We start from the raw sequence: 23,191 nt of genomic DNA on the forward strand, positions 1-23,191 counted from the left end.
CTCTTTTCCTGGGCTCGCGGGTGCCTCTCCGACCTCGGTAAGGGCGCCCTTGCCCTTCGGGGCGAAAACGATACAACACGTCCCGATCGACCTTCGCCGGGTCCCGCGGACGACGGAAGCGGCGCTTCCCCCGGCGCGGCTTTCACGATAGGGGCGTGCGGAACCCGTCCGGGCCGAGCCCCCGCAGGGAGGCGTCCAGGATCTCGGCGGTGTGCGCGACGGCCATCGGCGCGCCCTGGCGCCCCAGCGCGTCCGCGATCTGCATGGCGCAGCCGGGATTGGCCGCGACCAGCACGTCCGCGCCGGTCGCGCGCACGTGGGCGGCCTTGCGGTCGCCGAGTTCGGCGGCGGGTCCGGGCTGCAGGAGGTTGTAGGTCCCGGCCGAGCCGCAGCACACGTCGGGGTCGGCGATCTCCCGGACGGTCAGCTCGGGGATGCCCGCCAGCAGCGCGCGGGGCTGGCTCCGGACGCCCTGGGCGTGGGCGAGGTGGCAGGCGTCGTGGTAGGCGACGGTGACCGGAAGTGGCCGACGGGGCGCGCGGGGCCCGAGTTCCACGAGGTACTCGGCGAGGTCGCGGGTCCGGGCCGACAGCGCCTCGGCGCGCGCGGCCCAGGCGGGGTCGTCGGCGAGCAGGCGCGCGTACTCCTTCATGGAGGAGCCGCAGCCCGCCGCGTTGACGACGATGACGTCCACGTTCTCGAACGTCTCGATCGTGCGGCGCGCGAAGCGCCGGGCCTCGTCCTCGCGGCCCGAGTGCAGCGACAGCGCGCCGCAGCAGCCCTGGTTCCGCGGGATGACGACGTCGCAGCCCTCCATGGCCAGGACGCGGGCGGTGGCGGCGTTGACGCCGGGGAAGAACTCGCGCTGCACGCAGCCGGTGAGCATCCCGACGGTGGCGCGGCGCCCGCCGCGCGCGGCGACGCGTCCGGGCAGGCGGGGCGCCCTGCCGAGGGGCGGGGCGAGGCGTTCCATCGCGGCCAGGGACGGGGAGAGGCGCTCCAGGACGCCGGTGCGGCGCACCGCCCTGTCCAGGCCGCTCCTCTGGTAGAGGCGCAGCGGGCCGCGCAGGGCGCGCAGGCGCCTCGGGTAGGGGAACAGGCCGAAGATGATCTTGCGGAGCGCCCGGTCGGCGGCGGAGCGCGGATGCTCGCGCTCGACCTCGGCGCGCGTCAGCTCGATGAGGCGGTCGTACTGGACCCCCGACGGGCACGCCGTCACGCACGCCATGCAGCCCAGGCACGCGTCGAAGTGCTGGACCATCGCGGGGCCGAGCGGTTCGCCCCGCTGGTGCTGCTCCATCAGGTGGATGCGGCCGCGCGGGGAGTCCATCTCCTCGCCCCACAGGACGTAGGTGGGGCAGGTGGGCAGGCAGAACCCGCAGTGGACGCAGTCTCCCAGCAGCTTCGGCAGCTCCTCCGGGGCGCTCATCAGATTCCTCCCACGAAACGGCCGGGGGACAGGCGGTGGTCGGGGTCGAACTGTTCCTTCACGCGCCGCATCAGCGACAGCGCGGGGACCGGCCCCCACACGTCGAGCGCGTCGCGGACCGGCTCGGGGGCGTAGCGGACGACGGCGGTGTGGGAGGCGCGCAGCTCGTTCACCGTCTCGGTGACCTGCTCGGGCCCGGCCTCCAGTCCCAGATGGCCGTGGCCGGACGCGCTCCAGGTCGCCGCGCCGGTGAGCCAGGAGGCGTGCGCGAGCGCGGCGGGCGGGGCGGTGATCTCGACGAGGGTGGTGCCCTCGGGGTAGCGGCCCCACCATCCCGGCGGCTCCTCGGCGACGTCCGCGCCGCCGAGCAGGGACGCGACGCGGTCGGCGCGGGCGGGGACGCCCGCCGCGACCCCCTCCACCATGACGCAGACCTCGATCCCGCCGGGCGCCGCGGCGCACTCGACGGCGGCGGGCACCACGGGGGAGTGCAGCACCGCCTGGACCGCCTCGTGCGCGGCGGCGGCGTCGGGCAGCACGGCCGAGACGTAGGCGGTGGCCTCGCAGACCGGGTGCAGCCGGAACGTGGCCTCCACGATCAGGCCGAGCGTGCCCCACGATCCGGCGAACAGGCGGCCCAGGTCGTATCCGGCGACGTTCTTGACGACCTTGCCGCCGGAACGGGCGATCTTCCCGTCGGCGCGTACGACGGTGAGACCGATGACCAGGTCGCGAGGGGTGCCGTAGAGCAGGCGGCGGGGTCCGGCGGCGGCGGTGGCGATCGTCCCGCCGACCGAGGAGGCGAAGATCGGGCAGTCCAGGGCCAGCCGCTGCCCGTGCGCGGCGACCTCGGCGTTGATCCTCTCGATCGGCGTTCCGGCCTCGGCCCTCACCACCAGGTCGCCCGCGGCGTGCTCGACGATCCGGTCCATCCGGTGGGTGTCGAGCAGCAGGTCGCAGCGTTGCGGCGGCAGGCCCCAGTCCAGGCGGGTCTCCATGCCGCGCGCGATGACCGCCAGCCCGTGCTCGGCGGCCGCGCGCATCGTCTCGGCGGCCTCGGCGACGCCGGCCGGCGCGGCCACGAACCGGGGCAGGACGCCGAGCACGCCCTCCTCGGGGTAGGCGGGGCGGACGTCGGAGCAGACCTTCGCCAGCGCGTCGATGGGCTTCATCAGAACAGGTCCGCCTTTCCCTGCTCGACCAGAGGGTGCACGCCCTTGCGGACGCCGGGGGCCTCGCCGCACAGCCGGGGCGTGGGGAACACCTTGCCGGGGTTGCACAGTCCGGCCGGGTCGAAGCCGCAGCGCACCATCTGCATGGTGTCCAGGTCGGTGTCGGTGAACATGCGCGGCATGTAACGGGACTTGTCCACGCCCACGCCGTGCTCGCCGGTGATGGACCCGCCGTGCTCGATGCACAGGTCCAGGATCGCGCCGGAGACCTCCTCGGCGCGTTCGGTCGCGCCCGGCTCGGCGTCGTCGAACAGCACCAGCGGGTGCAGGTTGCCGTCCCCGGCGTGGAAGACGTTGGCGACGCGGACGCCGGACTCGGCCGACAGGGCGTCGATGCGGGCCAGGACCTTCGGCAGGGACGTGCGCGGGATGACGCCGTCCTGCACCAGGTAGGCGGGGGAGATGCGGCCCACGGCGGCGAACGCCGACCTGCGGCCCCGCCAGATCAGGGCCCGTTCGGCGTCGCCGGCGGCGATGCGGACCTCGAACGCGCCCGCCGCGCGGCACAACCGCTCCACCTCGGCGAACTGGTGGGCCACCTCGCTGTCCGGCCCGTCCAGCTCGACGATCAGCACCGCCCCGGCGCCCGGCGGGTACCCGCAGCGCACGGCCGCCTCGGCGGCCTCGATGGACAGCGCGTCCATCATCTCGATCGCGGCCGGGACGACGCCCGCGCCGATGATCGCCGAGACGGCGGCGCCGCCGGACTCGATCGAGTCGAACGCCGCCAGCAGCGTCTGCACGGTCTCGGGCACCCGGGTCAGCCGCACCGTGATCTTCGTGGTGATGCCGAGGGTGCCCTCCGCGCCGACGAACACGCCCAGCAGGTCGTAGCCGGGGCCGCCCGCGGCCAGCTCGACGATCTCCCCGTCGGGGGTGACGACCTCGCAGGCCAGCACGTGGTGGGCGGTGAAGCCGTACTTCAGGCAGTGCGCGCCGCCGGAGTTCTCGGCGACGTTGCCGCCGACCGAGCAGACCTGCTGGCTGGAGGGGTCGGGCGCGAAGTAGTAGCCCTGGTCGCGGACCGCGCGGGTGACGTCCAGGTTGATGACGCCGGGTTCGACGACCGCGCGCTGGTTGGGGATGTCGACGTCGAGGACGCGGCGCATCCGCGACGTCACGATCAGGACGCCGTCGGTGCGGGGGAGCGCGCCGCCCGACAGGCCCGTGCCCGAGCCGCGCGCCACGTACGGCACGCCCTCGGTGACGCAGGCCCGCACGACGGCGGCGACCTGCTCGGCGGTGCCGGGCAGCACCACGACGCCGGGGGTGGCGCGGTGGTTGGTCAGCCCGTCGCACTCGTAGGTGCGCAGCCGCACCGGATCGGTGATCACGGAGTCGGCGCCCAGCAGCGCCGTGAACCGTTCGGCCAGCCTCGTCAGCGCTTCGCCCATACCCCCACCCTTCCACTCCGGAGCGCCGGGAACGAGTGCGCGCCGGCCGTCCCGGAGGCTGTTCCCGGGACGGCCGGCGCGGACCGGGCGGTCCTACGGGAAGTGGACGTAGGCCGGGGTGGTCAGGAACTCCTGGTACTCGTCGGCCAGGGTGACCTGCTTGAACAGCTCCACGGCCTCGTTGTAGCCGGGCTCGTTGAACGCCTCGCCCAGCTCGGCGCGGATCTTGCCCAGCTCCTCGTCGAGCAGCTGCTCCACCCACTCCTTGGTGATCTTCTGGCCCTCCCTGGTGGAGACGCCGTTGTAGATCCACTGCCAGACCTGGGAGCGGGAGATCTCGGCGGTGGCGGCGTCCTCCATCAGGTTGTGGATCGCGACCGCGCCCGAGCCGTTCAGCCAGGCGGCCAGGTAGCGCAGCGCCACGTCGATGTTGTTGCGCAGGCCCGTCTCGGTGATGTCGCCGGGGGTGGCCTTGACGTTGAGCAGGTCGGAGGCCGAGACCCGGACCTCCTCGCGCAGCCGGTCGCGCTGGTTGGGCCTGTCGCCGAGCACGCCGTCGAACACCTCGCGGCAGACCGGGACCAGGTCGGGGTGGGCGACCCAGGAGCCGTCGAACCCGTCGGTGGCCTCGCGGGTCTTGTCGGCCCGGACCTTCTCGAAGGCGACCTTGTTCACCTCGGCGTCCCTGCGGGACGGGATGAACGCCGCCATGCCGCCGATCGCGTGCGCGCCGCGCTTGTGGCAGGTGCGCACCAGCAGCTCGGTGTAGGCGCGCATGAACGGCGCCGTCATGGTGATCGCGTTGCGCTCGGGCAGGAGGAAGTCGGCGCCCCGGTCGCGGAACTTCTTGATCACCGAGAACAGGTAGTCCCAGCGGCCCGCGTTCAGCCCGGCCGAGTGGTCGCGCAGCTCGTAGAGGATCTCCTCCATCTCGAACGCGGCCGGGATCGTCTCGATCAGCACGGTGGCGCGGATGGTGCCGCGCGGGATCTCCAGGTGGTCCTGGGCCAGGTTGAAGGCGTCGTTCCAGAGGCGGGCCTCCAGGTGCGACTCCATCTTCGGCAGGTAGTAGTACGGGCCCTTGCCCTTCTCCAGCTGGCGGCGCGCGCAGTGGAAGAAGTAGAGGCCGAAGTCGAACAGCGAACCCGGCATCGGCTCGCCGTCGACCAGCAGGTGCTTCTCCTCCATGTGCCAGCCGCGCGGGCGGACCACGATGGTGGCCAGCTCGCCGTCGTCCTTGAGCGCGTAGGACTTGCCGGAGCGGGAGTCGGTGAAGTCGATGGTGCGGTCGAGGGCGTCGCGCAGGTTGAGCTGGCCCTCGATCATGTTGTTCCACAGCGGGGTGTTGGCGTCCTCGAAGTCGGCCAGCCACACCTTGGCGCCCGAGTTGAGGGCGTTGATCGTCATCTTCCGGTCGGTCGGACCGGTGATCTCCACCCGGCGGTCCTCCAGGCCCGGCGCGGGCGGGGCCACGCGCCAGGAGTCGTCGGAGCGGACCTCGGCGGTCTCGGGGAGGAAGTCGAGCGTGCCGCCCCCCGACAGCCTGCGCTGCCGCTCGGCGCGGGCCGCCAGCAGCTCCTTGCGACGGCCGCCCAGCTCGCGCTGCAGAAGGGCGAGGAGAGCGAGCGCCTCGGGCGTCAGGATCTCGTCGTACCGCTCGTTGAGGGGGCCAGCGATCTCGACCCCTTCGAGTGCAGCCATCTGCCTGCCCTTTCGTCTAGCGAAATTCGACTTCTGGTGTGTGGAGAACGCTACTCGCGGGTACCGTTCCCGGTCAAAGCGGGCCCCGCGTGAGGTGCGTCAACGTCCTGGAAGCGGGCATGCCCGAGGTGGCGAGGGGATAATCGAATGCCTCCGGACCCGGGGCGTGAGACGATCCCGGGGAAGACACGGCCGCCCCGCGGCGTTCTAGAGGACATATGACTGCACCTTTCTCTGAAGACCAGACTCCGGACCCGTTCGACGGCTTCGACGAGCCGATGACCGGAGAGCTCGACCTCGAGGAACGCCGGGCACTGCGCCGCGTCGCGGGCCTGTCCACCGAACTCGAGGACATCACCGAGGTCGAGTACCGCTCCCTCCGTCTGGAGCGGGTCGTCCTGGTGGGTGTGTGGACGGAGGGGACGGCCGAGGAGGCCGAGAACTCCCTCCGCGAGCTCGCATTGCTCGCCGAGACCGCCGGCTCGCAGGTCCTGGAGGGCCTGATCCAGCGCCGGCAGCGGCCCGACCCGGCCACCTACATCGGCTCGGGCAAGGCCGCCGAGCTGCGCGACATCGTCATCGCCACCGGCGCCGACACCGTCATCTGCGACGGCGAGCTGGCCCCCAGCCAGCTGCGGCACCTGGAGGAGACCGTCCGCGTCAAGGTGATCGACCGGACCGCGCTGATCCTGGACATCTTCGCCCAGCACGCCAAGAGCCGCGAGGGCAAGGCCCAGGTCGAACTGGCCCAGCTCGACTACCTGCTGCCCCGCCTGCGCGGCTGGGGTGGCAACCTGTCGCGCCAGGTCGGCGGCCGCGCGGCGGGCGGCGTCGGCATCGGCGGCCGCGGCCCCGGTGAGACCAAGATCGAGCTGGACCGGCGGCGGATCCGGTCCCGCATGGCCAAGCTGCGCCGCCAGATCGAGGAGATGGCCAAGTCGCGCGAGACCAAGCGCGGCGAGCGCCGACGCAACGCCGTCCCGGCCGTCGCCATCGCGGGCTACACCAACGCGGGCAAGTCCTCGCTGCTCAACCGGCTGACCGGCGCGGGCGTCCTGGTGGAGAACGCGCTGTTCGCCACGCTGGACCCGACCGTCCGCAGGACCGAGACGCCCGGCGGGCGCGCCTACACCCTGGCCGACACCGTCGGGTTCGTCCGGCACCTGCCGCACCAGCTGGTGGAGGCGTTCCGCTCCACGCTGGAGGAGGTCACCGACGCGGGCCTCGTCCTGCACGTGGTGGACGGCTCCGACCCCGACCCCGAGGCGCAGATCGACGCGGTGCGCGAGGTGTTCCGCGAGATCGGGGCGGACCGGGTGCCCGAGATCATCGTGATCAACAAGGCGGACGCCGCCGACGAGATGGCCCTCGCCCGGCTGCGCCGCCGCGAGCCCAACAGCATCGTCGTCTCGGCCCGCACCGGCGCCGGGATCGCCGAGCTGCGGCAGATGATCGAGGAGCAGCTGCCCGGCCTGGAGGCCGAGGTGAAGGTCCTGCTGCCCTACGACCGCGGCGACCTGGTCGCCCAGATCCACGAGCGCGGCGAGGTCGCCGAGCAGGAGCACCTCGCCGAGGGCACCCTGCTGCGCGCCCGCGTCCCCGCCGACCTGGCGGGCGAGCTGGCCCCGTTCGAGGCCCTCACCCCGACCAGCTGAACCGCCCCGACGCCGGACCGCGCCCCGTTCAGGGCACGGTCCGGCGTCGCGGTGGTCGCCGAACGGTGACACCTTCCCCATTCCGCTTGACGCGCCTGGCGGATTCCGTACGGTCTTATGACTAAGGGGCGGGGTGATGACGGCGATGCTGAACGACCGGATATTCCATGGTTTATTAGCTGCTCTGCGCGCTTTGTCCGGTTGTCGTCAGGTACTGACCTGTGCGAACGAAGCCTCCGTGCCGCGTCGCGCGCACCGGGGACAGGAAACTGTTTCCGGGATGTCCGTGTTCGTCGGCCAGAGGTTGTCGGCCGGGCCTTCAGTGCACTACCGTGACGAAACCGATATCTGCGGTTCCGTTGCCCAAGGTGGTCGGCCGACCACCGTCCCCCTCCAGCGGTGAACCGCCGGCACCCAGTCGGCGTTGCGGATCGAGAGCAGGTGGCCTTCTCCATGGCGTCCGGTACAGCGGCCTGCGCCGCTCCGTCCCATCCTGGTCGGTGACCCTATGACGGTACGGCTGTTGACGAACATCGGCAGGCTCTGGACGGGCACCGACGTCTGCAGCAACGCCGCCGTCCTCATCCACGACGACCGGATCGTGTGGGCGGGGCCCGCCTCGGACCTGCCCCAGAGCGTCCCGGGCGTCATCGACGACATCGTCGACGTCGACCACGTGGAGAACCTCGGCGGCGGACTGGTCACCCCCGGGCTGATCGACGCCCACTCCCACCCCGTCTACGCCGGGAACCGCTGGGCCGAGCTCGCCATGCGCACCTCCGGGTCGTCCCACTCGGCGATCGCGGCGGCGGGCGGCGGCGTCAACTCCACCGTCACCGTCACGCGCGGCACCGACCCGTGGACCCTGTGCAACGGCGTCCGCGAGCGCCTGCGCCAGTGGATCCTCGCCGGGACCACCACCGTCGAGGCCAAGACCGGCTACCACCTGACCCGCGACGGCGAGCTCGCCGACATCCGGCTGCTGCGCTCCCTGGAGGGCGAGCCGTCGATGCCGCGCATCCACGCCACGTTCCTGGCCGCGCACATCCTGCCGCCGGAGTTCTTCGGCCGCCGCCGCGACTACATCGAGGCCGTCCGCCTGTGGGCGGGCGACGCCGCGGCCGCCGGGGCGGACTCCATCGACGTGTACTGCGACGAGGGCCACTTCACCGCCGAGGAGGCCCGGATCCTCCTGCTCACCGGCAAACGCGCCGGCCTGAAGGCCCGCATGCACGCCTGCGCCAACGAGCGCATCGGCGCCGCGCAGGTGGCGGCCGAGGTCGGCTGCGCCTCCGCCGACCTGCTCACCCAGGCCAACGACGACGACATCAAGGCGCTGGCCCACGCGGGCGTCACCGCCACCGTCTGCCCCGGCAGCGCCCTCAACTCCTCCCGCCCGCCCGCGCCGGTCCGCCAGATGCTGGAACGCGGCGTCACCGTCGCCCTCGGCACCGACCACAACCCCGGCCAGTGCGGCATCACCTCGATGCCGCTGGTCATCGGCCTGTCGGTGGCGATGTACGGCCTGTCGGTCACCGAGGCGCTGCGCGCGGCGACCCTCGGCGGCGCGGCGGCGCTCCGCGTGGGCGACCGGGGCTCGCTGGCACCCGGGATGATGGCCGACATCGTGCTGTGGGACGCCGACCACGAGGGGGCGTTCGCGTGGGCGTTCGGGCTGCGCGCGCTGCGGGTGTGGCGCGGCGGGGTGCCCGTCCAGGCCTGATTTCACCGCCCTGTCACAACACTGACATCGGCCGCGTCGGCCCGAGGAGTACCTTCGCCCTATGAGCCCGGTCGCGGTCGTCACGGATTCCACCTCCTACCTCCCGCCCGACCTCGCCGCACGGCACGGCCTCACCGTGGTGCCCCTGCAGATCGCCGTCGGCGGCACGGTGCGCGACGAGGACGACATCACCACGGCCGAGACGGCGCGGGCCCTCAGGGAGTGGCACCCCGTCACGACCTCGCGCCCGTCCCCCGAACGCTTCGCCCACGCCTACAAGGAGGCGGCCGGAGCGGGGGCGTCGGCGATCGTGTCGGTCCACCTGTCCTCCCTGATGTCCGGCACGGTGGAGGCGGCCCGCCTGGCGGCGGAGGACGCGCCCGTCCCCGTGCACGTGGTGGACAGCCGGACGATCGGCCTCGGCCTCGGCCTGGCCGCCCTCACGGCCGCGGCCGCCGCCCTGGACGGAGAACCGGTGTCCGGGGTGGTGTCGGCCGCGGAGGAGCGCGCCGCCGCGACACGTTCCCTGTTCTACGTCGACACCCTTGAGCACCTGCGCCGGGGAGGCCGCATCGGGGCGGCGGCGACGCTGCTCGGCTCGGCCCTGATGGTGAAGCCGCTGCTGGGCATCACCGACGGGAGGATCACCCCGCTGGAGAAGGTGCGCACCTCGTCCCGGGCGCTGGCCCGCCTGGAGGAACTGGCCGTGGCACGGGCCGGGGGCCGGCGCGTCGACCTGGGGATCCAGCACCTGGCGGCGGCCTCCCGCGCCGAGGCCCTGGCGTCCCGCCTGCGCGAGCGCATCCCGAACGTGGCCGACGTCTACGTGGGCGAGGTGGGCCCGGTGATCGGGGCGCACGTCGGCCCGGGGATGCTGGGCGTGGTCGTCGCGCCGCACGCCTGACGAAGTTATCCACAGGTCGGTCACCTCCCTGTCGCGGAGCGTCACCGAGTTCCTACGGTCGAGGCATGACCCCGACCGACAAGCAGCCGCTCTTTCCGCCGCCGGTGCCCCAGGCCCCGCCCGCGGCGCGCTTGCGTTCGGGCCCCACCGGCCCGGACCGCGCCGAGCCGCCCTCGCGCAAGCAGCGCATCCCGGCCGCCGAGGACGCGGCCCCGAAGCGGAGGCCGCGCCTGCCCATGGCGGAGGACCTGGATCCCGGTGTGGGCGGGGCGAGGGTGCTGGTCATCGTCGGGGTGATCGCGGTGCTGGCGGCGGGCGGCTACCTGTGGCTGGCCCGCCCCACCCCCGAACCGGTCCCCGCACCGGCGACCGCGTTCCCGACCCCGGCGGCCGCGCTCCCGTCGGCCGCCACCCCCTCGTCGCGCGCGGCCGAGATCGTGGTCCACGTGTTCGGCAAGGTGAGGACGCCGGGCATCGTGACCCTGCCCGCCGGGTCGAGGGTCAGCGACGCGATCGGGGCGGCCGGGGGAGCCCGCCCCGGGGCCGGGACGGGCGCGTTGAACCTGGCCCGCAAGGTGCAGGACGGCGAGCAGATCGCGGTGGGGGTGCCACCTCCCGATCCCCGCGCGGCGGGCAGCGCCCCCGCCGCGCCCGCCGAGGGCGGTCCGGGCACCACGCCGTCCAACGGCGGCCCCCTGGACCTCAACACCGCGACGGCCGCCCAGCTGGACGCGCTGCCCGGCGTCGGCCCGGTGCTGGCCCAGCGGATCGTCGACTACCGCACCCAGAACGGCGGCTTCCGCTCGGTCGACCAGCTCCAGGAGGTCACCGGAATCGGCGCGAAACGCTTCACCGAGCTGAAGGCGATGGTCCGCGTATGAACGGGACCCCCGAGAAGGGCCACGACCTGCGCCTGGTGGCCCCCGCCGCGGCGACCTGGCTGACCGCCGCCCTGGCCCTGGGCGTAGGCGCGATCCCCTCTCTCCTTCTGGCCTGCGCCATGGCGATAGCAGCGGTACCCCTACTGGCGAAACCACGACGCGGCGCCCCACGCCCCCGGAGACCATTCCACGGAGACCACGCTTCGAGGAGCAAGACGCAGCAGTCCGACGGGCCCGCCTCCGGAACACCACGGCCAGCAGCCGTGCCCCTACTGGCGAAACCACGACGCGGCTCCTCACACCCCCGGAGACCGTTCCACGGAGACCACGCTTCGAGGAGCAAGACGCAGCAGTCCGGCGGGCCTGCCTCTGGAACACCGCAGCCAGCGGAAACACCAGGGAAAGCGAGGACGCGTTCGGGGGGCCGGGAGACGGCAGGAGACCGGAAGACGGCACGTGAGCTGGCAGAACTGCGCAGGAGGGAAGTCCGGCATGACGTTGCAGAGACACAAGGGGACAAGGAGACGCGGGAGCCGTGGGGAACGGCGGGCGAACCAGCCGGGTCACGTGGTGGGAGGTTCCGGTGGGGTGGGGCAATGCGGAGCGGGGGGCGGTGGAGGACGGTCGGGTGGCGTGGGGTGGGTGGGGTGGTGCTGGTGTGTGCGGCGGCTTCGGCGGCGGGGGTCGGGCTTCGGGGCTGGGCGGTTGAGAGCGGGCCCGTCCGAGCGCTGGCCGAGCGGGGCGGGAGGGCGGCCGTCGAGGTCGTGGTGAGCGGCGATCCGCGGGTCAAGGGCGGCGCGGGGCGGAAGGTCGTCGTGGTGCGGGCTCGGGCGGAGGGCGTTTGGCAGCGGGGGCGGCGGGTCGGCGTCCGGGTGCCGGTGCTGGTCATCGCGGGCGACCGGCGGTGGGAGGGGCTGACCCCCGGGCAGCGGGTCAAGGCCAGCGGGCGGTTCGGGGAGCCGCGTGAGGCCGAGCTGCTGGCGGCCGTGGTCGTGGTGCGCGGGCCGCCGGAGCTCCAGGGGGAGCCGCCCGCCACGCAGCGGGCCGCCGAGCACGTCCGGGAACGGCTGCGCCAGGCCGTCGCGCGGCTGCCGTCCGACCGGCGCGCCGTGCTGCCCGGCATGGTCGTCGGGGACACCTCGCGGCTCGACCCCCGGCTGGCGGAGGAGTTCCGGGAGTCGGGGCTCAGCCACCTGCTGGTCGTGTCGGGGGCCAACCTCGCGATCGTGATCGGCGCGGTGCTCGGCCTGTGCCGGCTGGCGGGGCTGGGCCGCCGGTGCGCGCCGCCGCTGGCGGTCTGCGCGGTCGCGGCGTTCGTGCTGGTGGCGCGGCCCGAGCCGAGCGTCCTGCGCGCCACGGTCATGGGGGTCATCGGGCTGCTGGCGTTCTTCACCGGGCGGCGGCGCCAGGGGATCCCGGCGCTCGGCGCGGCCGTCGTCCTGCTGGTGCTGGCGGACCCGACGCTCGCCCGGTCCTACGGGTTCGCGCTGTCGGTGCTGGCCACGGCGGGGCTGCTGGTGCTGGCCCCGGCGTGGCGGGAGCGGCTCCGCGCCCGCCTGCCGGGGCCGGTCGCCGACGCCCTCGCCGTCGCGGCCGCCGCGCAGCTCGCCGTCGCCCCGGTGCTGGTGATGCTCTCCGGGGAGATCGGCGTCGTCGCCGTGGCCGCGAACCTCCTCGCGGCGCCCGCCGTGGCCCCCGCCACACTGCTGGGCGCGGCGAGCGCGGTGACGGCGCTGTTCTCGGTGCCGTTGGCGCAGTGGACGGTGTGGCCCGCCGGGCTGGCCGTGGGCTGGATCATCGGGGTGGCCCGCGCCGCCGCCGCGCTGCCGTACGCCACCGTGCCCTGGCACGCGGGCGGGCTGGGCGCGGTGTCGCTGGTGGCGGCCGGTGCCGTGGCCGTTGCGGTGCTGCGCTCCCGGCGGTGGCGGCTGGTCGTCGCGGCCGCCATGGGCGGCGTGCTGGTCGCGGTGGTCGTGCTGCGGGTGATCGCGCCGGGCTGGCCGCCGCCCGGCTGGCAGATGGTGGCGTGCGACGTCGGGCAGGGCGACGCCCTCGCGCTGGCGGCGGGGCCGGGCCGGGCGGTGGTCGTGGACGCGGGTCCCGACCCGCGCGCGGTGGACGGCTGCCTGGACCGCCTCGGCGTCCGCGAGGTGCCCCTCCTGGCGATCACCCATCCGCACGCCGACCACCTGGACGGCATGCCGGGGGTCCGCGACGGCCGCGCCGTGCGCCTCGTCCTGACGACACCGCGCACGTCCGGCCGCGAGGCGCGGCTCGCCGCGGGGATGCCCCTCCGCACCGCCGAGGCCGGGCAGCGTTGGGACATCGGCGACCTCTCGCTGACCGTGCTGGGACCGTTGTCCAACGGCCCGCGCCTGACCCCCGCCGACGACGGCGGCACCATCAACAACGCCAGCCTGGTCCTGGTGGCCCGCCGCCCCGGGTTCAGCGCGCTGCTCGCCGGAGACGTCGAGACCGAGGCCCAGCGCGCCCTCACGGGAAGCGTGCCGCCGGTGAACGTCCTGAAGGTGCCCCACCACGGCTCCCGAACCCAGGACCCCGCCTTCCTGGCGGCGGCCCGCGCCCCCATCGCCCTGATCTCGGCCGGAAAGGACAACGACTATGGCCACCCTTCCGCGACCACCCTGAACCTGCTCCGCCGCCTCGGCGCCCGCGTCCACCGCACCGACCACTCCGGCGACATCGCGGTAACCCGCACCCACGGCGGCCTGTCCATCGTCCACCGCAGCTAACTTCCCTCAGAGCGGCCCCTGCGCCATCCGATCCGGTGCCGTGGCAAGGATCCGCACGTGCGGTGGCTTGGCCGTCGTTCATCGCGGCTGACGGTCCCCGGGAGGTCTTCGCGCTGTTCGGTCCGGCGCTGTGGCGGTGACCTGCACGCGAGGTGGTCTGGCCGTCGTTCTCCGTGGCTGACGGTCCCCGGGAGGTCTTCGCGCTGTTCGGTCCGGCGCCGTGGCGATGACCCGCACGCGAGGTGGTCTGGCCGTTGTCCATCGCGGCTGACGCTCCTTGGGCGGTTTCCGCTCGTCCGTCCTGCCCGGCCGAGGTCGTGGTGATGATCCGTGACCCTGACGGGTCGGGGCGGTTCGCGTGGTCAGCGGGTTTCGTCAGGGAGTTTCCGCGCTCGTCCGCTCAGGTGGGTGGTGGCGCGAAGGCCTGTCAGAGCCGGTCTGGACGGGCGGCTTCCCCGTGGTCGGGCGGGTCGGTCCGCTGGTCGTCGTGGATGGCCGTGTCGCGGTGGCGGTCGTCAGGGTCCGGGGTGGGGGCTTTTGGGAGTGCCTTGTTTCGGTGGTCGGGGTGGGCGGCCGGGCTTTGGTCCGGGGAAGGGCGGGGGCGTGGCATGCTGCTGGGGTGGCGGTGGATCCCCTTACCCTCGTTGTCGGAGACGAAGAGCTGCTCGTGGAGCGGGCGGTCGGTGACGTCGTCGCCGCCGTCCGGGCCCGGGATCCCGAGATCGAGGTCATCGATCTGGTGCCCGGCGGGATGGAGCCCGGGCGGCTGGCCGAGCTGACCTCGCCGTCGCTGTTCGGCGGCGGCAAGGTCGTCGTGATCCGGTCGGCGCAGGACCTCGGCAAGGACCTGATCGCCGAGGTCCTCAGGTACGCCAAGGACCCGGCCCCCGACGTCGCCCTGGTCGCCGTGCACCCCGGCGGGGTCAAGGGCAAGGCGCTGGTGGAGGGGCTCACCAGGGCGGGGGCGCGGAAGATCTCCTGCCCGAAGATCACCAAGGCGGGGGAGCGGATCGACTTCCTGCGGGCCGAGTTCCGGCGGCACGGCGGGAAGATCTCGGCGGACGGCGCCCGCACCCTGGCCGAGGCCGTCGGGAACGATCTGCGCGAGCTGGCCGCCGCCGCCAGCCAGCTGGTCGCCGACACCGGCGGCAAGGTCGATGACGCCGCCATCGCCCGCTACTACAAGGGACGGGCCGAGGTCAGCGGGTTCGCGGTGGCCGACAAGGCCATCGAGGGGCGGCTCGCCGAGGCCCTGGAGCAGCTGCGCTGGGCCCTGGCCACCGGTGTCGCGCCCGTGCTGATCGTGAGCGCGCTCGCCCAGGGGGTGCGGGGACTCGCCAAGGTCGGCGGCGCCCCGCGCGGGGCCCGCGCGGCGGCGCTGGCCAAGGACCTCGGCATGCCGCCCTGGAAGATCGAACGCGTCCAGAAGCAGCTGCGCGGCTGGTCCGGTGACGGCGTCGCCAGGGCGTTGACGGCGGTCGCCACCGCGGACGCCGCGGTCAAGGGCGCCGCCGCCGATCCCGCCTACGCCCTGGAGAAGGCCGTCTCCGACATCGTCGCCGCCCGGTCCGCGCGCTCCGCGTACTGATCAGCGGCGCTCGCGCGCGGTCATGAACGCGCCCGCCACGGCCGTGGCGGCGACCATCCCCGTGGCGCACCAGAACGTCAGGCGGATCGCGTGCGCGGCGGAGTGCGCGGCCAGCGCGTGCAGGAACACCCGGCCGAGCAGCGCGGTGCCCAGGGTGCCGCCGAACTGCTGGACGGCGTTCAGCAGCCCCGCCGCCGAGCCCGTCTCGTGCGGCCGCACGCGGGACAGGGCCGTGGTGAAGAACGCCGGTGTGAACAGCCCGCTCCCGACGCCGCACAGGGCCAGCGCCGCGAGCCGCCATCCCCGGGACGCGTCGTAGACCGCCACGGCGATGATCAGCCCGAGCAGGAACACCGCCAGGCCCGCGAACATCACCCGTGACCCGTGCCGGGGCACCAGCCGCGTCCCGGCGACCCAGGACGCGACCGCGAGGCCGCACGACCAGGGGAGCAGGGTCAGCCCGGCGGTGAGCACGCCGCCGCCGTGCCCGAGCTGGACGTGGAGGGCGACCACCAGCGTCAGGCCGGTCGTCGGCGCGAAGAACAGCGTCGAGGTCGCCAGCGCGGCCGGGAAGCCGCGGTCGCGGAACAGGCTCGGCTCCACCAGGGAGCCGCGACCGCGACGCGCCCGGGCCCGCTGGTGGAACGCGAACGCCGCCAGCGACCCCGCGCCGAGCGGCAGCGGCCAGAGCCCGGCGCCCTGCTGGATGAGGGGGTACACCACCAGGCCCGTCCCCGACGCCGCCAGCGCCGCCCCGGGCAGGTCCAGGCGCGGCGGCCGCGGCGCCCGGTCCTCGCGCAGCAGCGGGGCCAGCGCCAGCACGGCGGCGGCCAGCGGCACGTTGAGCAGGAACGCCGCCCGCCACGACGTCCCGAACAGGTCCGCATGGGTGACCACCGCGCCGAGCACCGGCCCGCACACCGCCGTCAGCCCCATCACCGGGCCGATGGCGCCCATCGCCCGCGCCAGCTCGCGCCCGTCGAACATCACCCGGATCAGCCCGATCGTCTGCGGGATGGCCAGCGCGGCGGCGGCGGCCTGCACCGCGCGCGCCGCGATCAGCGCGTCCGGACCGGTGGCCAGCGCGCAGGCCGTCGAGGCCAGCGCGAACGCGCCCGTCCCCACGACGAACATCCGCCGCCGCCCGGCCAGGTCGCCCAGCCGCCCGCCGACCAGCAGCAGCACCGCGAACGGCAGCGTGTACGCCGCGCCGAACCACTGCACGTCCGACACCGCGCCCCCGAGGTCGGCGTGCACGACCGGCGCGGCGACCGTCACCACCGTCGCGTCCAGCAGGTTCATCGCCTCGGCGGTCAGCAGCGCGGCGAGCGCGACCCACCGCCACCGGTGGACGGTCCCCGTTTCGGCGGCCTCTCGCACGGACATCGCGTCCCCCTTCTTCCGGCGGCCGGACCCTCCGGCCGGAACCAGGCTGGGGCGGACCTCCGCGCCTGTTCCACCTGGCGGGGGGATACTGAGGGATTCGTTCCTTCAACAACGCTCTGACCAAGGAATCGGCTCATGCTGGACGAGATCGATCGCGGGCTGGTGCACGCCCTGCACCTGGACGGGCGGGCCTCGTTCGGCCGGATCGCCGAGGTGCTCGGCGTCTCCACCCAGACCGTGACCCGCCGCTACCGGCGGCTGCGCGCCGAGGCGGGGCTGCGCGTGGTCGGGCTGCCCGACCTCCACCAGGCGGGGCGGACCCGGTGGGTGGTGCGGCTCACCGCCACCCCGGCCGCCGCCCGGTCGCTCGCCCACGCGCTGGCCCGGCGCCCCGACACCTCCTGGGTGCGGCTCACCAGCGGCGACACCGAGATCTTCGCGATCGTGGGCGCCCCGCACGGCGGCGGGGCCGCGGCGTCGCTGCTGCGGGACGTGCCGCGCAGCGGCGGCGTCCTCGGGGTCTCCGCGCACTGCCTGCTGCACACCTACCGCGGCGGCCCCACCACCTGGCACGGCCGCGTCCGCGCCCTCAGCGAGGAGCAGTGCCGCCTGCTCGTGCCGCCGACCGCGGAGCCGGTGGACGGGCCCCTCCCACGGACGCCGAACGCGCGCTGATCGACGCCCTCCGGCACGACGGCCGCGCCACCCACGCCGACCTGGCCGGGGCCACCGGCTGGTCACCGGACACCGTGGCGCGGCGGCTGGCCGCGCTGCGGGCCCGGGGGCGGTCTTCTTCGACGTCGAGATCGACGACGCCGTGCTCGGCGTGACGACGCAGGCCCTGCTGTGGATGTCGGTCGCCCCGGCGCACCTGGACCGGGTCGCCGCCACCCTGGCGACCCATCCCGAACCGGCCGCCGTCGTCGCCACCACCGGCCCCACCAACCTGCTCGCCCAGGTGCTCTGCTCCGACCCCGCCGACCTGCACCGCTACCTCACGCGCCGGCTCGGCGCCCTGCCGGTCCGCGCCGTGGAGTCGGCGCCGGTCCTGCTGACCCTCAAGGCCGCCGGTCACCTGACGCCCGCCGCCCGCCCCGCGCCGCGGCGGGGGGAAGCCGGGAACTGATCGCCGCCAGCAGCCCGGTGACCAGCGGGTCCCCGGCGCGGTCGGGGCGGTGGACGGCGTGGTAGGGGACCGCCGGAAGGTCGGTGATCTCCCGGGCGACCAGGCCCTCGGGAACGCGGACGCAGCCGTTCACCACCGCCGGGCCCACGCCCAGCGCCGCGAAGTGCAGGATCAGCGGCCAGCCCGACGCCTCCACCGCCACCGACCACGGGACCTGCGCGGCGCGCAGCGCGCGCTCCAGCATGATCCGGTGCGGGCCGTGCGGCGGCGGGACCACCAGGGAGGCGTCCGCCAGGTCGGCCAGGGTGAGGGACGGGCGCCCGGCCAGGGGGTGGTCCTCCGGCGCCACCAGCACCTGCGGATAGGTCGCCAGGTGCACGGCGGCCAGGTCGTGGGGGAGCACGTCCAGGACCGCCACGCCCAGGTCGGCGCGGCCGGTGCGGACGGCCGCCAGGGTGCGGGCGCGGTCGCCGTTGACCAGGCGCGGGCGGGGCGCGGCCGTGCGGACCGCCTCGCCCAGCAGGTACAGGAACGCCCCCTCGCCCGCCGCCAGGACCGGGACGCGGCCCGGGGAACGGCCCTGCACCTCGGCCAGGAACGCGGTCGCCCGGTCGTCCAGCTCGCGCGCGAACCGCGCCACCGCCTCGCCCTCCGGCGTCAGCGTCAGCCGCCGCCCCTCCTTGCGGTACAGGGGACGGTCCAGCGTCTCGGCCAGCTTGCGCACCTTGACGTGCAGGGCGGGCTGGGAGATGTGCAGCTCCTCGGCGGCCCGGGTGAAGTTGAGATGCTTCGCGAACACCGCGAACGACGCCAGCGCGTCGGTGGAGAGCCGGCCCAGTTCCATAGACAGAGACTATGGCTCCGGGGCCGATCCATAGTTCTGTTCGAGTGGTGCGGCCCCCAGGCTGAGACCATGAACACCACGGAACCACCCCGGCTCGGGGTCGACTTCGGCCGGGTCGTCCACGGCGGCCCGCTCGCCCCCGGCGACGCCGACACCGCCTTCCTGAGCGGCGGCTTCGCCGAGGCCCTCGCCTCCCCGGCCACCGAGGGGGCCTTCGAGGCCCTGCCCCGCCTGGTCGCGCTCTTCGAGGGGCGCGCCTGGATCATCTCCAAGTGCGGCGAACGCGTGCAGCGCCGCACCCTGGCCTGGCTGGACCACCACGACTTCTACCGCCGCACCGGACTGCCCCGCGGCAACGTGCGGTTCTGCCGCAAACGCGCCGACAAGGCCGTCCACTGCGCCGAACTCGGCATCACCCACATGATCGACGACCGGGCCGACGTCCACCGCGCCCTGGCGGGGACCGTGCCGTACCGCTATCTGTTCGGGCCGCAGGCGGGACCCGCGCCCGAAGGCGTGCGCACCCCGCTGACCTGGGCCGAGACCGAAGAGATGATCAACGCAGATATCCGGGCGGCACCCGCTCCACGAGCCACACGCCGTTCGCGCTGACCCGGAACTCGTGACCGTCGGCGGCCATCGCCGCCGCGTCCACCACCAGCACCACCGGACGCCCCCGGCGCGCGCCCACCCGCCGCGCCGTCTCCGCGTCCGGCGACAGGTGCACCGCGTGCCGCTCCATCCGGCGCAGCCCCTCGCGGCGGATCGCCGCGACCGCGCGCTCGGTCGTCCCGTGGTAGAGCAGCGGCGGCGGGGCGGTCACCGGCAGGTCCAGGTCCACCTGGACCGTGTGCCCCTGGCTGGCGCGGATCCGCCGCCCCGCGGGGTCGAACGCGTACCGCCGCTTGTCGTTGGCCGCCACCACGTGCTCCAGCTCGTCCCGCGTGAACGGGAAGCCGTGCCGCGCCGCGGCCGCCAGCAGCTCGTCCACCTCGGCCCAGCCCTCGGGCGACAGCGTCAGCCCGATCCGCTCCGGCCGGTGGCGCAGATGCTTGGCGAGATATTTGGAGATCTTCACCAGGCGGCGTTCGTCCATGTGGTCGTCCCCGGAGAAAGGCGGCACGGAGGAGGACAGCACGACGAGGCCGTGGTCCCCGAGGGGATCACGGCCTCGTCGAGAGCGTGACGTTCACCCGGCCGCGGCCGGGTGCGGTCACTTGGCCTGGAGTTCGGCGGCGCGCTTGGCGATGGCCGACTTGCGGTTGGCGGCCTGGTTCTTGTGGATGACGCCCTTGCTGGCGGCCTTGTCGAGCTTGCGGGCGGCGTGGCGCTGGGCGGCGATCGCCTCCTCGACGTTGCCAGCGTCAGCGGCCTCGCGGAACTTGCGGATGGCCGTCTTCAGCTCCGACTTGACGGCCTTGTTGCGAAGGCGCGCCTTCTCGTTCTGCTTGTTCCGCTTGATCTGGGACTTGATGTTAGCCACGTCGTAGAGCCTCAGCTTGTAGGTTGCGATCTTCACCTGCCACCGAGGGGTGGACAGGCATCAACGAACGTTGAACGGGGCGGACGGTGCCCCGGGGCACGACGCTACGCCACACGCAGTGGCTCAGCTTACCAATCCCGCGCGCGGGCCCAAAACCAGACGGGCTGCACGGAGCACCGCGCGGAACATGGGACTATGGGATAAGGCAAGATCTGCCAGTTCCCTGCCCACCCGCGAGTTTGCGAACGGACCCCGGTGCCAGCGCCTGAGCCCAACAAGACCGACCCCGCGATCATCCGCAACTTCTGCATCATCGCGCACATCGACCACGGCAAGTCGACGCTCGCCGACCGGATGCTGCAGTTGACGGGGGTCGTCGAGGAGCGCCAGATGCGCGCCCAGTACCTCGACCGCATGGACATCGAGCGCGAGCGCGGCATCACGATCAAGAGCCAGGCGGTCCGCCTCCCCTGGACCGTCGACGGCCGGGAGCACGTCCTCAACCTGATCGACACGCCCGGCCACGTCGACTTCTCCTACGAGGTGTCGCGGTCGCTGGCGGCCTGCGAGGGCGCGGTCCTGCTGGTCGACGCCGCGCAGGGCATCGAGGCGCAGACGCTGGCCAACCTGTACCTGGCGCTCGACGCCGACCTGCACCTCATCCCGGTCCTCAACAAGATCGACCTGCCGGCCGCGCAGCCGGAGAAGTACGCCGAGGAGCTCGCCGGGATCATCGGCTGCGACCCCTCGGACGTGCTGCGGGTCTCCGGCAAGACCGGCGAGGGCGTCGCGGAGCTGCTGGACCGGATCGTGGCGACCGTGCCCGCGCCGGTCGGCGACCCCGACGGCCCGGCCCGCGCGCTGATCTTCGACTCGGTGTACGACACCTACCGGGGCGTGGTCACCTACGTCCGGATCATCGACGGGCACCTGTCGCGCCGCGACAAGAGCCTGATGATGTCCACCGGCTCGGCCCACGACACCCTCGAGGTCGGCGTGATCTCGCCCGAGCCCAAGCCGGTCGGCGGCCTGGGCGTCGGTGAGGTGGGCTACCTGATCACGGGCGTGAAGGACGTGCGGCAGGCGCGCGTTGGTGACACCGTCACCACCTCCGGGCGGCCCGCCGCCGAGCCGCTGGGCGGTTACCAGGACCCGAAGCCGATGGTGTTCTCGGGCCTGTACCCGATGGACGGCGACCAGTACCCCGACCTGCGCGACGCGCTGGACAAGCTGCGGCTGAACGACGCCGCGCTGGTCTACGAGCCGGAGACCTCGGCGGCGCTGGGCTTCGGTTTCCGCTGCGGGTTCCTCGGCCTGCTGCACATGGAGATCGTCCGGGAGCGGCTGGAGCGCGAGTTCAACCTCACGCTGATCTCCACCGCGCCCAACGTGGTCTACAAGGTGGTGATGGAGGACGGCTCCGACCACGTCGTCACCAACCCCAGCGAGTTCCCCGAGGGCAAGGTCGCCACGGTCTTCGAGCCGGTCGTCCGGGCCACCGTCCTCACCCCCTCGGACCACATCGGCGCGATCATGGAGCTGTGCCAGGGCCGCCGCGGCGTGCTGCTGGGCATGGACTACCTGTCGGAGGACCGGGTCGAGATCCGCTACACGCTGCCGCTGGCGGAGATCATCTTCGACTTCTTCGACCAGCTGAAGTCCCGCACCCGCGGCTACGCCTCGCTGGACTACGAGCCCAGCGGCGAGCAGGAGTCCGACCTGGTGAAGGTGGACATCCTGCTCCAGGGCGAGTCGGTGGACGCGTTCAGCCAGATCGTCCACAAGGACAAGGCCCGCGAGTACGGCCTGATGATGACCTCCAAGCTCAAGGAGCTCATCCCCCGGCAGCAGTACGAGGTGCCCATCCAGGCCGCGATCGGCTCGCGCATCATCGCCCGCGAGAACATCCGCGCCATCCGCAAGGACGTCCTCGCCAAGTGCTACGGCGGCGACATCTCCCGTAAGCGCAAGCTGCTGGAGAAGCAGAAGGAGGGCAAGAAGCGGATGAAGACCATCGGACGGGTCGACGTCCCGCAGGAGGCCTTCGTCGCCGCGCTCAACACGGCCGAGCCGGCTGACAAGCCCAAGAAGTAGGCGGTGCTGGGGCGGGCAAGAAGCGGATGCTGTGTCTCTTGCGGACGGGTCGATATCCCGCAGGAGACCTTCGTCGCGGCGCTGAACACGGCCGAGCCGGCCGACAAGCCCAAGAAGTAACGCTTTCGCGGACATCCCCGGGACGCCGTGCGCCCCGGGGATGTCGCGTTTCCCGGGGGATCGCGCAAAGCGGTGGTGACGGGCTGTCCGCGAGAGGAGACTGGGCGTTGTGAATCACACGCTGCTGCACCAGGTCCTGGTCTCGGACCTGGTGGTCCCGATCGGGCTCGCCGAGGAGCCGGGGCAGGAGTCGCTCACCGGGTTCGGCGCCCGGCTGTCGGACGACACCTGGATCCGCTGCGACCTGATGGTCTACCGCGCGGACCAGGCCCGCGGAGACCTCTGGTACGTCCGGGGCGCCCCGCTGCTGGCCGTGGAGGTGGTCTCCGCCGCCTCCCGGATCCGCGACCTGGGGACCAAGAAGGACCTCTACGAGCGGTTCGAGGTGCCCGCGTACTGGGTGGTGGACGTCCGGGACGACGGGCCGCGGGTCCACGTCCACGAACTCGGCGACGACGGTCACTACGGCGAGGGGGTCGTGATCGCCGGGGGCCGGTCGGCCGCCCTGACCCGCCCCTTCCCGATCGAGATCGCCCCCGACAAGATCTTCGACCGGCTGCCCGGCCGCCCCGCCCCCCGAAGGAGTGCCACCGTGTCCGAACGGACCGCCGCCCGCCCCGCGGGCCCCGACCTGCCGGGCAGCGAGGAGCCGATCCTCATCGACGCGTTCGGGCACCGCTGGCCCACCGGCGCGGAGAAGGTCGAGCTGTGGGACGGCTGCCCGGTGTTCTACGGCGAGTGGGACGAACGCGACGTGGAGATCGCCGAACGCACCTACCCCGGCCGCGTCGTGCGCCTGGACCAGCCGCCCGGCGAGCCCGGCACGATGACGATCCTCCCCGGTCCGGCCGGGGACTGACGGGCGCGCCCCGCCGTCC

General features: G+C 73.6%; 21 protein-coding genes. 13 read left to right on the forward strand and 8 right to left on the reverse strand.

Features of this window, described 5'->3' with window-relative positions:
- Nucleotides 1–142 precede the first annotated feature (142 nt).
- From HNR61_RS06345 to aceB, 4 genes are all read right to left on the reverse strand, one after another.
- Nucleotides 143–1,429 carry a (Fe-S)-binding protein gene (locus tag HNR61_RS06345; protein ID WP_182842067.1) on the reverse strand — a complete coding sequence of 429 codons (1,287 nt, stop codon included), beginning with the start codon at nt 1,427–1,429 and terminating at the stop codon, nt 143–145.
- Nucleotides 1,429–2,601, reverse strand: coding sequence for an FAD-binding oxidoreductase (locus HNR61_RS06350; protein ID WP_182842068.1), 1,173 nt, complete (start codon nt 2,599–2,601; stop codon nt 1,429–1,431). The genes HNR61_RS06345 and HNR61_RS06350 overlap by 1 nt, the downstream gene beginning before the upstream one ends.
- Nucleotides 2,601–4,055 (reverse strand): FAD-linked oxidase C-terminal domain-containing protein, encoded by a 1,455-nt coding sequence (locus HNR61_RS06355; protein WP_182842069.1) that lies wholly within the window; start codon nt 4,053–4,055, stop codon nt 2,601–2,603. Before HNR61_RS06355 ends, HNR61_RS06350 begins: the two co-directional genes overlap by 1 nt.
- A 93-nt stretch (nt 4,056–4,148) precedes the next feature.
- Nucleotides 4,149–5,756 carry a malate synthase A gene (gene aceB / locus HNR61_RS06360; RefSeq protein ID WP_182842070.1) on the reverse strand — a complete coding sequence of 536 codons (1,608 nt, stop codon included), beginning with the start codon at nt 5,754–5,756 and terminating at the stop codon, nt 4,149–4,151.
- Between the two features lie 218 nt (nt 5,757–5,974).
- Here aceB and hflX point away from each other — a divergent pair, with 218 nt between their 5' ends.
- The 7 genes from hflX (at nt 5,975) to holA (ending at nt 15,260) form a co-directional block, all read left to right on the forward strand.
- Nucleotides 5,975–7,411, forward strand: coding sequence for a GTPase HflX (gene hflX, locus HNR61_RS06365; RefSeq protein WP_182842071.1), 1,437 nt, complete (start codon nt 5,975–5,977; stop codon nt 7,409–7,411).
- 136 nt (nt 7,412–7,547) lie between these two features.
- The gene (locus HNR61_RS06370) at nt 7,548–7,814 is read left to right on the forward strand and encodes a hypothetical protein (RefSeq protein WP_182842072.1); all 267 of its coding nucleotides are present in this window, start codon (nt 7,548–7,550) and stop codon (nt 7,812–7,814) included.
- A gap of 105 nt (nt 7,815–7,919) precedes the next feature.
- On the forward strand, nt 7,920–9,134 hold the full coding sequence (gene hutI / locus HNR61_RS06375; RefSeq protein WP_182842073.1) for an imidazolonepropionase: 1,215 nt from the start codon (nt 7,920–7,922) through the stop codon (nt 9,132–9,134).
- A gap of 61 nt (nt 9,135–9,195) precedes the next feature.
- Nucleotides 9,196–10,038 carry a DegV family protein gene (locus HNR61_RS06380; protein ID WP_182842074.1) on the forward strand — a complete coding sequence of 281 codons (843 nt, stop codon included), beginning with the start codon at nt 9,196–9,198 and terminating at the stop codon, nt 10,036–10,038.
- Between the two features lie 65 nt (nt 10,039–10,103).
- Complete coding sequence (locus tag HNR61_RS06385) at nt 10,104–10,919, forward strand: ComEA family DNA-binding protein (RefSeq protein WP_246441968.1); 816 nt, start codon at nt 10,104–10,106, stop codon at nt 10,917–10,919.
- Between the two features lie 767 nt (nt 10,920–11,686).
- Nucleotides 11,687–13,672 (forward strand): ComEC/Rec2 family competence protein, encoded by a 1,986-nt coding sequence (locus HNR61_RS06390; RefSeq protein ID WP_312897785.1) that lies wholly within the window; start codon nt 11,687–11,689, stop codon nt 13,670–13,672.
- Nucleotides 13,673–14,291: 619 nt separating this feature from the next.
- The gene (gene holA / locus HNR61_RS06395) at nt 14,292–15,260 is read left to right on the forward strand and encodes a DNA polymerase III subunit delta (RefSeq protein WP_182842076.1); all 969 of its coding nucleotides are present in this window, start codon (nt 14,292–14,294) and stop codon (nt 15,258–15,260) included.
- Here holA and HNR61_RS06400 read toward each other — a convergent pair whose 3' ends face one another.
- A complete protein-coding gene (locus HNR61_RS06400) occupies nt 15,261–16,646 on the reverse strand; it encodes an MFS transporter (RefSeq protein WP_182842077.1) in 1,386 nt (461 codons plus the stop codon). It lies immediately after the preceding gene.
- A 135-nt stretch (nt 16,647–16,781) separates the two neighbouring features.
- Here HNR61_RS06400 and HNR61_RS49060 point away from each other — a divergent pair, with 135 nt between their 5' ends.
- Genes HNR61_RS49060 through HNR61_RS46690 form a run of 3 tightly spaced genes read left to right on the forward strand, consistent with a single transcriptional unit; the run spans nt 16,782 to nt 17,772 of the window.
- Nucleotides 16,782–17,321, forward strand: a complete 540-nt coding sequence (locus HNR61_RS49060) for an Lrp/AsnC family transcriptional regulator (protein ID WP_220508912.1) — start codon at nt 16,782–16,784, stop codon at nt 17,319–17,321.
- Nucleotides 17,249–17,476 carry an Lrp/AsnC family transcriptional regulator gene (locus tag HNR61_RS50410; protein WP_220508913.1) on the forward strand — a complete coding sequence of 76 codons (228 nt, stop codon included), beginning with the start codon at nt 17,249–17,251 and terminating at the stop codon, nt 17,474–17,476. The genes HNR61_RS49060 and HNR61_RS50410 overlap by 73 nt, the downstream gene beginning before the upstream one ends.
- A complete protein-coding gene (locus HNR61_RS46690; RefSeq protein WP_220508914.1) occupies nt 17,473–17,772 on the forward strand; it encodes an Lrp/AsnC family transcriptional regulator in 300 nt (99 codons plus the stop codon). The genes HNR61_RS50410 and HNR61_RS46690 overlap by 4 nt, the downstream gene beginning before the upstream one ends.
- On the opposite strand, the gene HNR61_RS06410 is transcribed toward HNR61_RS46690, so the two are convergent.
- Nucleotides 17,705–18,616: a LysR family transcriptional regulator gene (locus HNR61_RS06410; RefSeq protein ID WP_182842078.1), complete on the reverse strand. Its 912-nt coding sequence runs from the start codon at nt 18,614–18,616 to the stop codon at nt 17,705–17,707. The two genes, HNR61_RS46690 and HNR61_RS06410, sit on opposite strands and share 68 nt — an antisense overlap.
- A 69-nt stretch (nt 18,617–18,685) precedes the next feature.
- Here HNR61_RS06410 and HNR61_RS06415 point away from each other — a divergent pair, with 69 nt between their 5' ends.
- Nucleotides 18,686–19,228, forward strand: a complete 543-nt coding sequence (locus tag HNR61_RS06415) for a hypothetical protein (RefSeq protein WP_182842079.1) — start codon at nt 18,686–18,688, stop codon at nt 19,226–19,228.
- Here the strand turns inward: HNR61_RS06415 and HNR61_RS06420 are convergent.
- Nucleotides 19,173–19,712, reverse strand: coding sequence for an RNA 2'-phosphotransferase (locus HNR61_RS06420; protein ID WP_182842080.1), 540 nt, complete (start codon nt 19,710–19,712; stop codon nt 19,173–19,175). The two genes, HNR61_RS06415 and HNR61_RS06420, sit on opposite strands and share 56 nt — an antisense overlap.
- A gap of 117 nt (nt 19,713–19,829) precedes the next feature.
- Complete coding sequence (rpsT, locus tag HNR61_RS06425) at nt 19,830–20,099, reverse strand: 30S ribosomal protein S20 (RefSeq protein WP_067831335.1); 270 nt, start codon at nt 20,097–20,099, stop codon at nt 19,830–19,832.
- Nucleotides 20,100–20,354: 255 nt separating this feature from the next.
- On the opposite strand from rpsT, the gene lepA reads away from it, so the two are divergent.
- Nucleotides 20,355–22,193, forward strand: coding sequence for a translation elongation factor 4 (gene lepA, locus HNR61_RS06430; RefSeq protein ID WP_182842081.1), 1,839 nt, complete (start codon nt 20,355–20,357; stop codon nt 22,191–22,193).
- 229 nt (nt 22,194–22,422) lie between these two features.
- Nucleotides 22,423–23,172 (forward strand): Uma2 family endonuclease, encoded by a 750-nt coding sequence (locus tag HNR61_RS06435; protein WP_182842082.1) that lies wholly within the window; start codon nt 22,423–22,425, stop codon nt 23,170–23,172.
- The last annotated feature ends 19 nt before the right edge of the window (nt 23,173–23,191 follow it).

Source organism: Actinomadura kijaniata, from assembly GCF_014138665.1.
Lineage (GTDB): Bacteria > Actinomycetota > Actinomycetes > Streptosporangiales > Streptosporangiaceae > Spirillospora > Spirillospora kijaniata.

Coding starts and splice junctions, on each gene's coding strand:
- HNR61_RS06345 (WP_182842067.1), bottom strand. CDS start 1,429: ATGAGCGCCCCGGAGGAGCTGCCGAAGCTGCTGGGAGACTGCGTCCAC.
- HNR61_RS06350 (WP_182842068.1), bottom strand. CDS start 2,601: ATGAAGCCCATCGACGCGCTGGCGAAGGTCTGCTCCGACGTCCGCCCC.
- HNR61_RS06355 (WP_182842069.1), bottom strand. CDS start 4,055: ATGGGCGAAGCGCTGACGAGGCTGGCCGAACGGTTCACGGCGCTGCTG.
- aceB (WP_182842070.1), bottom strand. CDS start 5,756: ATGGCTGCACTCGAAGGGGTCGAGATCGCTGGCCCCCTCAACGAGCGG.
- hflX (WP_182842071.1), top strand. CDS start 5,975: ATGACTGCACCTTTCTCTGAAGACCAGACTCCGGACCCGTTCGACGGC.
- HNR61_RS06370 (WP_182842072.1), top strand. CDS start 7,548: ATGACGGCGATGCTGAACGACCGGATATTCCATGGTTTATTAGCTGCT.
- hutI (WP_182842073.1), top strand. CDS start 7,920: ATGACGGTACGGCTGTTGACGAACATCGGCAGGCTCTGGACGGGCACC.
- HNR61_RS06380 (WP_182842074.1), top strand. CDS start 9,196: ATGAGCCCGGTCGCGGTCGTCACGGATTCCACCTCCTACCTCCCGCCC.
- HNR61_RS06385 (WP_246441968.1), top strand. CDS start 10,104: ATGACCCCGACCGACAAGCAGCCGCTCTTTCCGCCGCCGGTGCCCCAG.
- HNR61_RS06400 (WP_182842077.1), bottom strand. CDS start 16,646: ATGTCCGTGCGAGAGGCCGCCGAAACGGGGACCGTCCACCGGTGGCGG.
- HNR61_RS49060 (WP_220508912.1), top strand. CDS start 16,782: ATGCTGGACGAGATCGATCGCGGGCTGGTGCACGCCCTGCACCTGGAC.
- HNR61_RS06410 (WP_182842078.1), bottom strand. CDS start 18,616: ATGGAACTGGGCCGGCTCTCCACCGACGCGCTGGCGTCGTTCGCGGTG.
- HNR61_RS06415 (WP_182842079.1), top strand. CDS start 18,686: ATGAACACCACGGAACCACCCCGGCTCGGGGTCGACTTCGGCCGGGTC.
- HNR61_RS06420 (WP_182842080.1), bottom strand. CDS start 19,712: ATGGACGAACGCCGCCTGGTGAAGATCTCCAAATATCTCGCCAAGCAT.